15 protein-coding genes and 1 pseudogene are annotated in these 15302 nt (G+C 52.3%); 7 read left to right on the plus strand and 9 right to left on the minus strand.

What is annotated here, in order from left to right:
- Positions 1–91: 91 nt before the first annotated feature.
- The 3 genes from IPL17_RS19460 (at position 92) to IPL17_RS19470 (ending at position 2566) form a co-directional block, all read left to right on the plus strand.
- Positions 92–679 (plus strand): hypothetical protein, encoded by a 588-nt coding sequence (locus IPL17_RS19460; RefSeq protein WP_345308746.1) that lies wholly within the window; start codon positions 92–94, stop codon positions 677–679.
- Positions 663–800, plus strand: coding sequence for a hypothetical protein (locus IPL17_RS19465; protein ID WP_345308747.1), 138 nt, complete (start codon positions 663–665; stop codon positions 798–800). The genes IPL17_RS19460 and IPL17_RS19465 overlap by 17 nt, the downstream gene beginning before the upstream one ends.
- A gap of 77 nt (positions 801–877) precedes the next feature.
- Positions 878–2566, plus strand: coding sequence for a NapC/NirT family cytochrome c (locus IPL17_RS19470; protein ID WP_345308748.1), 1689 nt, complete (start codon positions 878–880; stop codon positions 2564–2566).
- Positions 2567–2647: 81 nt separating this feature from the next.
- Here the strand turns inward: IPL17_RS19470 and IPL17_RS19475 are convergent, their stop codons facing one another.
- A complete protein-coding gene (locus tag IPL17_RS19475; RefSeq protein ID WP_345308749.1) occupies positions 2648–3028 on the minus strand; it encodes a zinc ribbon domain-containing protein in 381 nt (126 codons plus the stop codon).
- Positions 3029–3353: 325 nt separating this feature from the next.
- Between IPL17_RS19475 and IPL17_RS19480 the strand changes: the two genes are divergently transcribed.
- The 3 genes from IPL17_RS19480 (at position 3354) to IPL17_RS19490 (ending at position 5602) form a co-directional block, all read left to right on the plus strand.
- A complete protein-coding gene (locus IPL17_RS19480; RefSeq protein WP_345308750.1) occupies positions 3354–3824 on the plus strand; it encodes a hypothetical protein in 471 nt (156 codons plus the stop codon).
- 372 nt (positions 3825–4196) lie between these two features.
- A complete protein-coding gene (locus IPL17_RS19485) occupies positions 4197–4817 on the plus strand; it encodes a guanylate kinase (RefSeq protein WP_345308751.1) in 621 nt (206 codons plus the stop codon).
- Positions 4814–5602, plus strand: coding sequence for a rhomboid family intramembrane serine protease (locus tag IPL17_RS19490; protein ID WP_345308752.1), 789 nt, complete (start codon positions 4814–4816; stop codon positions 5600–5602). Before IPL17_RS19485 ends, IPL17_RS19490 begins: the two co-directional genes overlap by 4 nt.
- A gap of 63 nt (positions 5603–5665) precedes the next feature.
- On the opposite strand, the gene IPL17_RS19495 is transcribed toward IPL17_RS19490, so the two are convergent.
- From IPL17_RS19495 to IPL17_RS19510, 4 genes are all read right to left on the minus strand, one after another.
- Positions 5666–6622 (minus strand): ABC transporter permease, encoded by a 957-nt coding sequence (locus IPL17_RS19495; protein ID WP_345308753.1) that lies wholly within the window; start codon positions 6620–6622, stop codon positions 5666–5668.
- Positions 6623–6631: 9 nt separating this feature from the next.
- Positions 6632–7711 (minus strand): ABC transporter permease, encoded by a 1080-nt coding sequence (locus tag IPL17_RS19500; protein WP_345308754.1) that lies wholly within the window; start codon positions 7709–7711, stop codon positions 6632–6634.
- Positions 7712–7780: 69 nt separating this feature from the next.
- A complete protein-coding gene (locus tag IPL17_RS19505) occupies positions 7781–9526 on the minus strand; it encodes an ABC transporter substrate-binding protein (protein WP_345308755.1) in 1746 nt (581 codons plus the stop codon).
- Between the two features lie 369 nt (positions 9527–9895).
- Entirely contained in the window at positions 9896–10279 is a 384-nt protein-coding gene (locus IPL17_RS19510) for a DUF1232 domain-containing protein (protein ID WP_345308756.1), read from the minus strand.
- 183 nt (positions 10280–10462) lie between these two features.
- Here IPL17_RS19510 and IPL17_RS19515 point away from each other — a divergent pair, with 183 nt between their 5' ends.
- A complete protein-coding gene (locus IPL17_RS19515; RefSeq protein ID WP_345308757.1) occupies positions 10463–11605 on the plus strand; it encodes a hypothetical protein in 1143 nt (380 codons plus the stop codon).
- Between the two features lie 133 nt (positions 11606–11738).
- On the opposite strand, the gene IPL17_RS19520 is transcribed toward IPL17_RS19515, so the two are convergent.
- The 4 genes and pseudogenes from IPL17_RS19520 to IPL17_RS19535 form a co-directional block, all read right to left on the minus strand.
- Positions 11739–13307: an NAD(P)/FAD-dependent oxidoreductase gene (locus tag IPL17_RS19520; protein WP_345308758.1), complete on the minus strand. Its 1569-nt coding sequence runs from the start codon at positions 13305–13307 to the stop codon at positions 11739–11741.
- A gap of 26 nt (positions 13308–13333) precedes the next feature.
- Positions 13334–13399, minus strand: a pseudogene (locus IPL17_RS19525) (hypothetical protein); the annotation flags it as partial.
- A 149-nt stretch (positions 13400–13548) separates the two neighbouring features.
- Entirely contained in the window at positions 13549–14565 is a 1017-nt protein-coding gene (locus IPL17_RS19530; protein ID WP_345308759.1) for a phosphotransferase, read from the minus strand.
- A 48-nt stretch (positions 14566–14613) separates the two neighbouring features.
- Positions 14614–15090 (minus strand): methylglyoxal synthase, encoded by a 477-nt coding sequence (locus IPL17_RS19535; RefSeq protein ID WP_345308816.1) that lies wholly within the window; start codon positions 15088–15090, stop codon positions 14614–14616.
- Positions 15091–15302 lie beyond the last annotated feature (212 nt).

Consider the following 15302-nt stretch of genomic DNA (forward strand, 5'->3'; position numbering starts at 1 on the left):
TGATGTGGAACCCGATCACATCCGCCAAATTCCTGGCCGGGCGAAGTCATCCCGCCGCCAAAGCCGCGCACGGCGGTGAAGCGTACTGGCGGTGCTGGCCATCATCCTCTGGCATTTTTATGGTGTGCATATTAAATTCTTCAACAAAGCCATGTGGACCGGCAAGATGACCGAAGAACAAATGCAGCACGAACATCCGCTTGAACTGGCCGCGATCAAAGCCGGGACCGCAGACCGCATGCCTGATGAAGCGACCATTCGCAAACGCCAGAAGATCTACTTCCCGATCGCTTCCGTACTCGTCCTGGGCATGCTGGCTGGCATCTATGGCTTTATCAACACTGAAGAAACGGCGCTGACCACCATCCCGCCGCAGGAAGGCAGCTGGCTTGAAGTCTATGTCCCGCAAACAGCCACTCCGCGCCCGACCTCGACTCCGACACTTGTGCCGACCAATACCCCGCTTCCAACGGCAACAACAGATGCCTCACCGACACCCGAAGGAACTCTTTCAGCAGAAGGTACACCCACAACAGAGCAGTTGTCAGCTGGGATGAGCCTGGGTCCCTTGTTCCAGCAAAATGCGGGCTGTCACGGCGCATCCGGGCGGATTGAATTTATCCACGTATGCAGACGCGATCAAGGGCGGAGTTTCCGGCGTCGTGTTCACCGCAGGTGATTCTGCCAACAGCACCATGGTCGTGAAATTTGAAAGTGGTAAACACGCTTATGCCACTCTTACGGCAGAAGAACTCACCCAGATCAAAGCCTGGCTGGACGCAGGCGCGCTCGAAAAATAGCAATTAAAACACCGCACGGGTTTATAATAATAGCAGATGCATCCGCCATGCATCTGCTATTTTATTTGGAGGTGTGTATGAAAAAGTTATTGGAACGGTTGGGAAAGTTTTTCGTACCGGACCCAGGCTCTTCACGCTGGACATATATTCTCCCTTACCTGACGCTGATCATTGTGTTTGTGATCCTGCTGGCAGGCGGGATGTATGGATGGGAATATTCAAACTCCACAAGTTTCTGCGGAACTGCCTGCCACACCATGCCGCCCCAGAGCGTGGTCCATGCTGATTCTCCGCACGCAAACGTCACCTGTGAAGAATGCCATATCGGGCGCGCTTCCTTCTCCAATCAGTTGCTGCGCAAGACACAGGGATTGAAAGAAACCTATTACGAGATATTCAAACTTTATGAATATCCGATCCGCGCCACGGCTTTGCGCCCGGCACGCGATACCTGCGAAAAATGCCATCTACCGGAAACCTTTGCCCACGACAGCCTGCGCACCATCAAGCATTTTGCCAGCGACGAAGCCAACACTGAAACAACCACCTACCTGATCCTGAAGACTGGCGGCGGAGACGAACGTGAAGGCCTTGGAAAAGGCATCCACTGGCACATCTCGAACAAGGTCCAGTATTACGCCACGGATCCGCTGAATCAGGAAATCCCGTATGTACGCGTCGCCAACGATGACGGCACATTCACCGAATACACTGATGTGGAATCAGGTTTTGACGCAGCTTCCATGGATGAAAGCCAGCTCAAGGATATTGACTGCACCACCTGTCATAACCGTGTGACGCATAACTTTGAGGTCCCGACCGAATCTGTGGACCAGGCCATGGCTGGAAAACTGATCCACCCTGCCATACCCTCCATCCGCGCCAAGGCGGTCGAGGTGTTGAGTGTCAAATACGAAACCCGCGACGAAGCCGTCCAAGCCATTGCAGCGGTTGAAGAAGATTACAAGACCAATTATGCTGATTTTTACAGTCAGAATACAGGGATCGTCCAGGCGGCCGTGACAGAGATACAGGCCATCTATGACCGCACAGTCTTCCACGACCAGGAAGTTGACTTCACCACACATCCCAACAACCTTGGGCATATCAATTCGCCCGGCTGTTTCCGCTGCCATGATGGGAAGCATTTGAACGCGGAGAATGAAGCGGTACGCCTCGAATGTAACTTGTGCCACTCGATCCCGATCGTGACCGAACCCAAAGATCTGGTGACGAACATCGAGATCAACAGTGGCGGTGTGGAACCCGAGTCACATCTCAACCCCAATTGGATCAGCCTGCACAATCAGTCCATCAACGAATCCTGTGTCGGATGCCATACCATTGAAGGCATGGGCGGCGTGAGCAATATCTCTTTCTGCTCGAACAGCGCCTGCCATGGAAATGTGTACACCTACGCAGGCTTTGACGCTCCCGCGCTGCGCGAGATATTGAAAACTCAAATTCCCACCCCGGCTCCCGCAGCATCTCCTACCGGAGGGGGCTCAGGCTATAACGGAGCCATTGGTGAACTCTTCAAAGCAAAGTGTGGAGCCTGTCACGGCGACGCGGCGTCCGGTGGATTGAATGTCACCACCTACGCGGACCTGATGAAGGGGAGCAAGAGCGGCGCAGTGATCGTCCCGAACGAATCCGCTGCAAGCCTGTTGATCAAGATCCAAAGTGAAAAGCACTTCTTCAATCTTTCTGCAAATGACCTTGATCTGGTCACGCAATGGATAGACGACGGAGCAAAAGAGAAGTAATCCACAAAGCAGTAGTCAATGGTCATAAATAAAAAGCCACCCTGAAGCTAATTCTTCAGGGTGGCTTTTTATCAAGACAAATTATTCAGCACTTGTACTGTCAGCGCCAAGATCAGGCAGGGCTGATTCGATCTCATCCGGACTTTGCCCGGCTTCCAATCGATCCACGACATCATCGAATTCCGGGGGCAAATCCTCTCCCATTTCACTGCCCATCTTGCGCATCATCTGTCCAAGCGCTTTGGGATCATCCTCGATGCCCTCAAAACTCGAGAAATCACCGGCGACAGATTCCATACGGCTTTCTTCAGACCGCGCGATACGCACTTTTGTCATGCGGCGGCGGACATTCCCGCTTTCACAATGCACACAATGCACGGGTTTCTTTCCATATTCGCTGAAGGTCATGAACACATCAAAGCGTTTTTCACAATGATTACAGATAAAGTCATAGGTCGGCATGAGTAAATTTTACCGCTTCATGAAGAAATTCTAGCTACCTGACAGTTTAACAAAAGAGATGTTGATCGGCACGGAAATCGGGTAAAGTTGTTTTGCGACAAACGATTTCACCTGGAGGTTCCAATGCCGATCAACGAGACCTATCGTACTTGGATTCAACGAATTTGTGAATTGCGGCCGAAGCAAAGAATTACCCAAGTTCAAAACTTTGTTTGGCTGTTGGTTGGTATTTTTCATAGTCATTCAGTAAACCTCAGTAAGGTGGCAGGGAAAGTGATCAGTCCTGCCAAGAATGTAAGTATCACTCGGAGATTGAGTCGTTTCCGTGCCGATCGCCTGGTCTTGGGTCAAGCATGTCCGTGGACACAGCACTGGCAAACAACAGGTGCGTCTGCTCAAGTGTGTTAGAAGCCTGTTGCCCAAAGGAGCACCTGTTTTTCTGGTCGGAGATAGCGAATTTGGCTCGATTTTCGTTCTGCGACAGCTGGATCAATGGCGTTGGTTCTATGTGCTGCGCCAGAAAACGAACACTGGTCTCTGGATCAATGCACAGCTCAGCTGGCGAGAGTTGGGTAGCTTTGTGGATCATCCCGGACAAACCGCTTGGTTTCAGAAAGCCTGCCTGACTAAAAAACGAGATCTATCCGGTGTCAGCCTTGGTTTATTGGCAGATCGGCGAGAAGGAACCTTGGTGTTTGGCGACCAATCTGCCGGACCAGACTTTGACGGTTCGTTATTATCGTCGTCGCGTGTGGATCGAAGAAATGTTCGGCGACTTCAAAAAACATGGCTTTGATCTCGAGCATACTATGTTGCGACATGCACCTCGTTTATCTCGTTTGACTTTAGCCGTTGCACTTCTTTATGTTTGGCTCGTTTCAACAGGGAGTCGTACGCTCCGAGCTGGATTCCGTCATTTGGTGGATCGAATAGATCGCCGTGACTTGAGCCTCTTCCAAATCGGACTGCGTTTCATCGAAAGAAATTTGATTCGCTCTATTCGAATTTCGGTATTACTTTGTACACGTTATTGAAACTGTCAGGTGACTAGAAGAAATTTGTACCCAAAAAAAGCCTATCCGCAGACGGCAGGGAGGATTAATCTGCGGATGGATATGACTTCTGAAAGGCCGCAATGAAGAGCGTGTCTCTTTGGTACAATACCCCCATGACCAACACATTCGAACTCCGCAAACCTGAGCCGCTCCTGATCGTGATCTCCGGCCCATCCGGCGTTGGCAAAGATTCTGTCGTCCAACGCATGATGGAGCGCGGCCTGCCATTCCATTTCGTGGTAACCGCCACAACGCGTGAAAAACGCGAGAGTGAGGTGCACGGCAGGGATTACCTGTTCGTTTCAGATGATGAATTTGCCCACATGATCGAGCATAACGAATTGCTTGAGTACGCGATCGTGTACGGCGATTACAAAGGCATCCCCAAACAGGGGGTGCGCGAGGCTTTCGCCAGCGGAATGGACGTTATTATGCGCGTGGATGTGCAGGGCGCAGAGTCTGTCCGCAAGGTTGCACCAGAGGCTTTGTTGATCTTCATCACCTGCGAGGGCGAGGACGAATTGGAACGCCGTCTGCGCGAACGCAAAACCGAAACCGCCGATTCTCTCTCCCTGCGGATCGCCACCGCACGTAAGGAATTGCAGCGCATCGAAGCATTTGACTATGTGATCGTCAACCAGGATTTTCATTTGGACGATACGGTCAACAAAGTTCGCGGCATCATTGAATCGGAACATTTACGCGTCACGCATCGCAAGGTTGATCTTGGATGAACGAAATCCCCGCTTCATCCTATAACACTGAGCCTGATCCTGCCCTCCAGTCAGTGCGCGTGGCCCTGCCAACCATTGCGCCAACTGTTACATACACTCTCATCGCGGTCACGGTGTTTGTTTATGTTTTACAATTATTAAGCGTGGCGGTGCTGGGATATGCCGCCAATCAAATTGACTGGCTCGAAGTGTACGGCGCAAGGTTCAACTCGGTCATTCGCGCGGGGGAAATCTGGCGCTTTATCACACCGGTATTCCTGCACGGGTCCATACCGCATATTTTCTTTAACATGTACGCGCTTTTTTCGATCGGAACATTACTGGAACGACATTTCGGACACGGCAGATTCGCCCTATTATATTTTCTGGCGGGATTCACGGGCAACGTATTCTCTTTCCTTTTGACCGGTGAAAACGGATATTCAGTGGGCGCATCCACAGCGGTGTTCGGACTGATCGCGGCAGAAGTCGCATTCTTTTATCACAACCGTAAATTATTTGGCGGTCAAGCCCGGCAGGCGATCAGCAACGCCGGGGTGATCATCGCCATCAACCTGTTCATCGGGCTTTCACCCGGCATTGATAATTGGGGGCATGTGGGCGGCCTGTTGGGCGGCGCCATGTTCGCATGGTTCGCCAGTCCGCGCTGGGAGGTAACCGGCATCTCCCCAGACTTCCGTTTGCAGGATACGCGGGAATTCTCCGAGATCGCATTAGGAGCCGGGCTGGTCATTCTCGTCTTCGGGGCGCTGGCGGTCTGGGGAATATTCTTTAAGATTTTGTGACGAAATCATAAAAAAAACGCGACCGCAGCATGGGTCGCGTTTTTGATTTAACAAGAAAACAGGTTATGAACTTACATGCACCAGGCGCGGGTCAAGCGCATCGCGCAAGCCGTCGCCGATCAAATTGAACGAAAGCACGGTGAGCATGATGGCCAGTCCGGGATAGAACACAAGGTGCGGAGCAGTGAAGACCTGATTACGTTCCGCACCAAGCATGGAGCCCCATTCAGGTGTGGGAGGCTGCGCGCCCAAGCCAAGGAATGACAGTGCGGCCGCGTCGAGAATAGCCGAGGCTATGCCCAGAGTTCCCTGCACAATCAGCGGAGTCAGCGCGTTCGGCAGAATACATTTAAAAAGGATCTCATATGTATTGCCGCCAAGCGAGCGGGTGGCTGAAACAAAGTCCATTTCGCGGACAGACAACACCGAGGCACGCATTACACGCGCATAGGCCGGGATGGAGACAATGCCGATCGCAAGCAGGGCATTGATCAGGCCAGGGCCAAGAACCGTCACAATGGCAATGGCAAGCAGCAGCGAAGGGAATGCCAACAGGACATCCATCACACGCATAATGAGGTTATCAATCCAGCCGCCAAAATAACCGGCCAGCGCGCCAAGGATCGTGCCAATAATGATGGCAAAACTTACCGTGGAGAGACCGATCATCAAACTCAGGCGCGCGCCATACAACATGCGGCTGAATTCATCGCGCATATTTCCATCGGTGCCCATGATGTGCTGCGGCTGGTCTTGAGGACATCCCAAAAGATAAATGCAGGGGGAAGACCGCTTTTGGATATCCTGCGGCGGTTTTGTATCCAACATGGAAAGTGTGGGGCTATAGGGAGCGATCCACTGCGCGGTCAGGGCAATGGTCACAAGAATAGCCAGGATGATCATGCCGACAATGGATGACTTGCGCCGAAAAAGCCGATGCCATGTGATCTGCCACAGGCTTGTCGATTTCAGTGTGAGAGCTTCAGAATCCAGTTTTACAGGGGTTGCAGCGATTGTCATGATCAATTCCTAGTTCAAGCGGATACGGGGATCGAGGTAGGCATAGGAAACATCCACAATGAGATTTAATAAAACAAAAAACATTGCGATGACAACCGTGAACCCTTGCACGATGCCATAATCGCGGGCCGTGATGCCGTCATAAAGGATGCGGCCGACACCGGATAAATTGAAAACAGTTTCGGTCAGAACCGCGCCGCCCAATAAACCGCCCAAGGACAGACCGATCACCGTAGCAAGAGGCAGCAGGGCATTCCGAAACGCGTGTTTCAAAATCACCGAACGCCGCCCCATGCCTTTGGCGCGCGCAGTGCGAATATAATCCTGGCCAAGCACTTCGAGCATGGCAGAGCGTGTCATACGGGCGATCAACGCCATCGGAATGGTGCTAAGGGCAAAAGCGGGAAGGATAAGATGAATAAGTGCGTCTTTAAATAATGCCCAGTCGGCGGTCAGCACGGCGTTCAGGATATTCATTCGGGCAAGAAAATCAACGATCGTAAAAGAAAAAGTGCCTTCCTTGACCTGCATCCCCCAGGTTTCAAAAAATGGAGTTGTGGTAATCCCGGCGCTCAAGCGGCCGGAAGGCGGCAATTGAAACGGAGTATCTTTTAACGCGAGCGCAAAAACATACGCCAACATTAGTCCAAGCCAAAACACGGGCATGGACACGCCCACATTAGCCCACATCATGGTGACTACATCCACCCAGGAGTTATGGCGGACCGCGGAGATCACACCCAAAGGAATACCGATAAAAATACTGACCAACAGCGCCGCAAAACTTAACTCAACCGTGATGGGCAAACGCTCCTTCAACAATTCAGTAATGGGTTTGGAATAGCGGAATGAAGTTCCGAAATCTCCGCGGGCAATTTCACCAACATAAACCCCAAACTGTACCGGGATGGGTTTGTCCAGCCCATGGCGATGATTGAACTCATCACAGACCACTTTGGTGGCTTTCTCTCCCAACATGGCGCGGCAGGGATCCCCGGGGATCAAGCGTGCCAGCGCGAAGGTGGCGAATAAAATGCCAAATAGAACGGGAATGCTGAGTAAGAGTCGTCGGATGATATAAGTGGTCATATCGGTTTAGGGAGAACCCCCGCCAAGATAACTCTTGACGGGGGTCTAATAGGTTGTGCAGGATTGAAATTACTGAGCCGGAGGAGCGTTCAGGAAGGAGCCGAAGAGGCCGCTCCAATAGGAGAACGCGCCGGTGTTGCCGGTGTGGAGCGGGTTGGCAGCATCCCATTGAATGGCAAGGGAAGTGACAACATCGTTCGCATCAAGTGTGGAGCCGTCGTGGAAGACCACGCCCGGGCGCAGCTTGAAGGTCCACTCGGTCAGGTCAGCGCTGACTTCATAGGACTCGGCGAGGGAAGGCTCAACAGCTGTTCCGCCGGTTTCGTAAGCGAGGAGAGACTGGGTCACCTGTTCGCAGGCGCGCAGGGATTCGCCGTCGGTCTCATCTGCACAATACAGGGAGATCGGTTCAGCGTTCTGCATCCAGACGAAGGTGTCGGTGCCGTTGGACATGACAGAGAATTCTTCGTTGCCGAGCGGGCTGGCAAAGGCGCCTTCAACAGAAGCCTTGAAGGCGAGCGCGGAACCACCATGAGCCACAGGGATCATCGGCACGTGAGTGCGGATGGCATTGTTGGCGGTGGTGTAGAAAGGTTCGCGTTCAGAATCGGAAGCGAGCTGAGCGCCCTGGGTCAAAGCTTCGGTGATGTCATCGAACTTATCGCCGAATTGCTGAGAAGCGCCGGCGCCGAAGTGGTAGCCAAGGAAGTTGGTCTGGTCAGGATAGTCAGCGCCCCAGCCCAGCATATGCAGGCCTTGTAACTGGCCGGCATCCGCCGCAGCGAGGAAAGCACCGGATTCCATGACTTCGATGTTGAGGGTGATGTTCAGGTTCTCTTTCAACTGAGCCTGAAGATCCTGAGCCACAACGTTGGGATCGGGCAGGTAACCACGGACAACGTCGCGGTAGTTCAAGACGGTTTCGAAACCATCCGGGTAACCGGCTTCGGTCAAAAGCGCCTTGGCGGCGGTGGCATCAAAAGCGTACCATTCATCGCCTACGCAGCCGTTCGGGATGGCGCAGGGGGTGAAGTGAGAGGCAACTTCGGAACCAGCGGGGTAGAAGTTTTCAACGATGCGCTGGCGGTCAATGCCCATGGCAATGGCCTGGCGGACTTTTTCGTTGGCCAAAGGATTGGCGGCATTATCGAAGCCGTCAACCTTGGGGTTGTTGTTAAAGCCGATGTACATGATGTTGAGGGCCGGGCGGTTGAAGAGAGCCAGGTTGGAATCACCTTCAACGGTGGCGAAATCATCGGGACCAACATTGTCGATACCGTCAACGGTACCGGACTGCAGTTCGAGCAAGCGTTGGGCTGACTCGGTGCTCCACTTGAAGACCAGGGTTTCAGCGCCGACATTCTCGCCCCAATAGTTGGGGTTCTTCTTGAGGACCAATTGATCGCCACGGACCCAGGAATCAACGATGTAGGGGCCGGTGCCGACGGGCTTCTCAAGCAAGTCACCATTGCCGCCAGAGGCTTCGAGATATTCAGAAGGCTGAATGGCGAAGGATGTGAAGGCGATCTTGGATGGGAAAGCGGGGTCAGGCACACAGAGTGTGATCTTGACGGTCAATTCGTCCACCGCTTCGATGGACTTGAATTCGCCGCCATATTCACAATCAGGCGCAACAACAGAAGAGCCTTCATAAGCGACAGCAGGCGCTTCGGTAGCCGCAGCCGGGGCTTCGGTTGCAACAGCCGGGGCTTCAGTCGCCGCAGCGGGGGCTTCAGTGGCGGGGGCGCCACAGGCCGCGAGCACAACACTCGCAAGCACAACTAACGAAAGTAAGACAGAAAGTTTTCGTTTCACGTTTCTCCTCCTTAGAGAAAATGTGTAATGATGGAGGTAAGGGGAATTAACAGGTAGCTCTCCTCTGCCTCCCGACAAGTCAAGATTATACAGCAAAATTATTCGACTGATAGAAAGTGGAATCCAGACTCCATGGCTTTTCCATGACCAGGAAGACTTATTGCGAATTACTCGAAAAGACAAAAGGCCCGAAGTGCTCTCTCAAAATTCGCGTTCCAAACAAGTTTAAAAAATGGGATTATCAGGCGATCTTGAAATACCCCTGTGGACGCTGACATAGCCAGACGATATCTGTTTGCCCGTTGCCCCTATTCCCTCCCTCGCAGATTTTCTCAAAAACACGGAGATCTCAGCCTCCGTGTTTTGTTTCTATCCCTGCCCTATCTTCCAATCCTTATATTTATGCAAATCCTGCTCGAAAAGGATAAGACATGCTCCCATTACCGCGACATCATCCAGTTGACCAATTAGCGGGAGCACATCCGGCACCATATCAAAAGGATTGAGCACATAGATCAGTGTGAAGACACTCGAGGCGATCACACCGTAGGGAATCTGACGATATGCCCCGGCCCAGTAATCCTTGACGATCGCGATCAACAACTTGCCGTCTTCGATAAAGCGCGCCAGCGGACCTTTGGCGCTGAACTTCCTTTGTATCTCTTCTGACCTGATGATCACTTTTTCGACGTCTTTTTGTGTAACGTTTTGCGCCCCATCTTTGATGAACTCTTCACTCGGTTTTTTCAACATTGAGTCTTTCTCCTTTTCACTCTACGGACTCTATGAGAGTGATGTAGTTTGATTGTATCAAAAACAGAAGGCAATTCCCTCCGCCTTCGATTTGAGTTCGTCTTTTTGGCGAACAGTTTCTTTCAAAGAATCTGGAACTTTTTTCTGCCTGTCTTCGTCAGTGCTTGAAATGGAGATAAGAAAATGAAAAAGACTTTAGCCCTATCCCTTGTTATGTTCATTTTTTCTGTCAGCGCCTGCGCTCCTCAATTGACAGCGACCCCGCTGCCAGTTATGACCGAAGCGCCGCAGATTCCCGTGACCGAAGTGCCCGCAGAAAAACCCTATGCCAACAGCGGATTCGGATTCGGTTTTCAGTTCCCATCCAGTTGGTTCGGCCCCGAGGAATATATCTCCGACCAAACCCTGCGGATTGAAGTAGGCACGGACAAGGTTTATCCTTATGGGACAGACCCTGCCGAGCGAGTCTATGATCTTAAGAATTCCTATAATGTTGTGATCCAGTATTCGAAGAACGATCAGAATCAGGTTTGGAAGGATACGTACCAGACGCTGGTCAACTTGAAGGATGGTGAGTCGGTTTCGGATGTGAGGAGTTTGACCATCCGCGTTCGGCAACTCAGCCTGGGTGGGTTTGATGGGATCGAGTACATCTCCACCCTTTCAGAGACAGCGCAGATCGAGGCCGTTTATGCGCGGCAGGTTATCTTGATCAATGCGCAGTCCAATGACGTGATCATTGTGATGGGACAGCCGATCAATGTTGAGATCAATGACGGTGCGAACTGGCGTGAAGTTTACAAGGCCATTGATGAAGCGAACCTGAGTGTCTTTCGTGAGATGGTTGAGTCGATCACGGTCAACTCAATAGGCGTGCTTGAGTTGGATAAGATCATTGATGCCGCCTTGCGCGGGGACAAGGATGGCTTGAAATCCTTGATGAAATTTAATCAAGTCAAATGCACGGTTGCCGAAGGATTGGGCGGGCCGCCAAAATGTCTGGCGGGTGAGCAGGACGGGACTGTTGTGGAGGCACTGCCCATCCTTGATTCGGAAGGCCATTTTTTGCGCAAGGCTGATCTGGAAAGCTGGAGTGGTTTGGATGTGTCTGCGTTGTTCGCCGTGTATGAAGTTTCAGAATCGGCGTATTCAGATGAGAACTATCCCGCGGGACAATACGCGATCGTATTTGTTGGAGCGGATCAGGTCACAAGCTGGACCCTGCAAGTGGATCAGGGAAATATTATTCGCATGGATCATGGCTTTGGGTTTCCTCCATCCATCCCTGACGGGAATGTCCTCCGTTTTTTAATTGAGCCGAGGTGACTCCCGCCTGGCGGGGCGGAGGGGCTGCCCGTTGACCAAATCCCCGTGACATTGATTGAGTGGATAACAATAAGCGTGGGTCAGGAGACCCACGCTCAACGCTATGTTTAACGCTGGAAATTAAGCCGCCTGATTAAACTTCCTTCTCCTCACCCTCCCGGGCCACTTCTCCTCTTTCCATCTTCCTCCTCAAACTCTCAGGCCACGCGGACACATCCTCCGACGGCAAGAACGTCAGGCTCGCACCGCTCTGAGTCAAAATATCACGTGTGCGGCAATTAAGCACCGCCTTGGCTGCGTTGATGCCCGATTGGGTCACGCCTGCCACGCCGTGACTGAGCGTGCTCGCGCCGCACAGATACAAGCCCTCGAACTCGGTGCGCGGCGAGAATGCCCACGGCCCGACCTGCGTTGGCGATTTCTCGATGCCGTATAAATTTCCGCGCGTGGCGTTGAGATAATGTTCATTTGTCAGCGGCGTGCCGAGGCTGTAAAACACAATGTGCTTGCTCAAGCCAGGCACGTGCTTCTCCAGTCCGCGCACCATGCGCCACGCCAGGTCTTCCTTCATCGCGTCATAGTCCGCGGGGCGCGAACCGTATTTCGTCTTTGCCCATTTCTCGAACGCCTCATAGCCCACGAACGCGAACGACTCGCAGGTGTGATGTCCCGCGCCGTGCGCGGGCATCTTCGACGGGTCTTTCAATGTGGTTGCGGTCAGGAACATGCCAGGTGGAGTCTCATCACGCAGCAGCGCATCCGTCAGTCCGTCCGAATAAATTTTGTCCACATCGACGTGGTCATAAAACCAGTAATTGCCAGAGTCGAGTCCAGCTGCGCGCAGATCCATGTCCGTGGCGAAGAACAGGCTCAGGCACGAAGTCGAATATCGGACAGAATCAACTTTCCGTTTGAGTCGAGGCGAGAGCTTTTCCTTCCCAATTAATTGACCGAACGTAATTTCAGGATCAGCATTGGAAATTACAACACTCGAGCGGATCTCCTCGCCACTGTCCAATTCCACGCCGATAATTTTTTTGCCTTCGACGAGAATGCGCTTCACCCTACACTGGAGCCTGATCTCGCCCCCAGACTTTTTCAGAGCCCGAACAAAAGCTCTTGGCAGTGCGAACGCTCCGCCCAGCGGATAATACCCGCCGTTGAAATAATGATGCGTGATGCCCGCATGGACGAAAGCTGAAACCTTCGACGGCGGCAGTCCGTGGTCACCCGCCTGCGCCGCCAACACACCGCGCAAAACGGGATCGCTGACATGTGCGTTGATTAAGTCCGCGCCAGTGGCACGCATCCATTTGAGAATAGATGGCGCACTCGCCGCCGCTTTCAATGGATCGCTCAACTTGCCAATATTCGAAAGTGACTCCATCATGTTGGTCAGATCGGCAAAGTAAGAATCAATTCCCTTTGCCTGATGTGGGAAGTGACTCTTCAGCCGCTCAATTAAATTCTCCTTGCCTTTGGGAAAGTCCACGCGCTTATCACCGATGACTACGTGATCGTATCCATCAGGATTAAGTTCGCAGAAGGTCAGGTCTTGCGACACGCCAAGACCATCGTAAATCCTACGCAGTCCGCCGCCCTCTTCCAACGACCCGATGTAATGTACCCCAGGGCTAAAGCGATAGCCTTCGAGTGTAAACGAATGAGTCCACCCGCCGGGCCTGTCGTGCTGTTCAAGCACCAAAACTTTTTGCCCGCCTGTGCTAGTGCCACCGCGGCGGCCAACCCGCCCGCGCCTGAACCGATGACGATCGCGTCGTAGGATGTGGTCATTGTGTGCTCCTTGATTTATTAGATGTGATGAATGCGGTCACAAACTGCGCCTCATCCAAAATAGCTTCTGCGGTTATCATTTTCTTTAACCTCCTCATCTTCCCCTTCAAACATACAGCACCAATGAGTGTATACCCTGATGGGAGACTTTAATCCGCCAGCATCTTCTCGTACACCATAAATTCCCTCAACACCTCAGGCACGATCCACGCGTATTCATCGCGCAGGGAACCATCCAGCCTTGAAATGGTCTGATGCCAAGCCAGCGTTTTAGCGATGGATGCCACAGGTTTGGAGAGTTGATAAGCTTTTAACAGTTCATCCTTTGACGCAAAGGTTTCCCATTTTTCAAGGTAGCGCCGTAGAAGGTCGGTCATGCCTGAGGTGGGCGGGGCGTAATCATCGAGGTTGAGCGCGATCTCCATGCTGACAAAAAATGTGCGCAGCGACACGAAGGGATGGGTCAGGCTGGCGTCGCCCCAATCGAAGAAGATCATGCGTCCGTTTTTGAGAAGGATATTGCCATCATGGAAATCTCCGTGATTGAGCGATGCGGGAATTCCAAAGGCGGAAAGATCGGCGCAGATCTGCTTGAAGCGTGAAGTCAGGTCTCGTAATTGCTGGAACTCAGCGGAGGTCAAACCCTTCTCCTGACCGATCATCAGACTGTCTTCATCGGCAAGCAGTTCTTTATATAGTAGGGGGAGAGTCACAAGACGGTGATCAGGGATTCCCAATGCCAACATCTCGGAAGCATGCCCTGCCAGCCCGATTTGTAATTCAGCATATTTCGTGATGACAGGTTCCCAGGGCTTGATATCCTGCGCTGGGCGGATGGACGCGCGCAATTGTTCGCCGCCGTCGCGCATCAGCATCCAGCCGCGGGTTGTGTCCACTGCGATGAGCTCGGGCATGCAATCGGGGAACCAGCCTGCCAGTTTTTCTGTCAGCGCGGATTCATAAACGGTCTCTACCGCTGTGGCTTTATAGAAGATCGTGCCTTCATTTGTCGGGATGCGCATAACCGTTGACCATGGGACCATGTGCGGTTGTTCGATCTCGCCGGTAATCTGAATCGATTGGCGTTCTGCTTGAGTATGAATCCATTCATGCGCTTGTTTTTGCCAATTGGGATATTCCCATTTCAGTTTTGGTTTGCCTGTCATATAGCCTCTATTGAAAAAGTCGGAAGTTTTAAAAACTTCCGACTTCTCTTATCCACTCTTCTCACCCAGATCAATTTTTCTCGCAACATAATTCTCATAATCGGGAACTAAACGGTCATACTCTCCATCCATGAGCGGGGAGGAGATCATAAAGTCCGCCGAGGCGCGATTGTTGGCGATGGGGATATTCCACACGACCGCCATACGCAGGAGCGCCTTTACATCCGGGTCATGCGGTTGAGGTTCGAGGGGATCCCAGAAGAAGATCAGGAAGTCAATCTTGTTCTCGACGATCTTGGCGCCGATCTGCTGGTCGCCGCCGAGCGGTCCGCTTTTGAGTTTGATGATCTTAAAGCCGAGTTCGTGTTCGAGGATCTTGCCTGTCGTACCGGTTGCAAATATCTGATGATGCGCCAGCAGGTCGCGATTGAATTTCGCCCATTCGATCAGGTCGCGTTTTTTATTATCGTGCGCGACCAGGGCGATCTTCTTATCGTGTTCCATGGGAATCTTTTTATGAGGCATGCTTCGTAACCTTACCCATATCCCAATGTACTGACCAACATGCTCCAAACCTGTACCAGCGCAACGAGAATTGCGAGAAAGATCACAGCGAAAATGATCGAGCGGGTGACCTCTTTTGCCCGCGGGGTTGCCAAGTTTGTTGAGCGTTTCCCCGCCGAGGATCGTGTACGTGAGTCCGAAGAGAATCCCCACAAGGTTGATGATGATCATGT

Source organism: Candidatus Villigracilis saccharophilus (genome assembly GCF_016711665.1).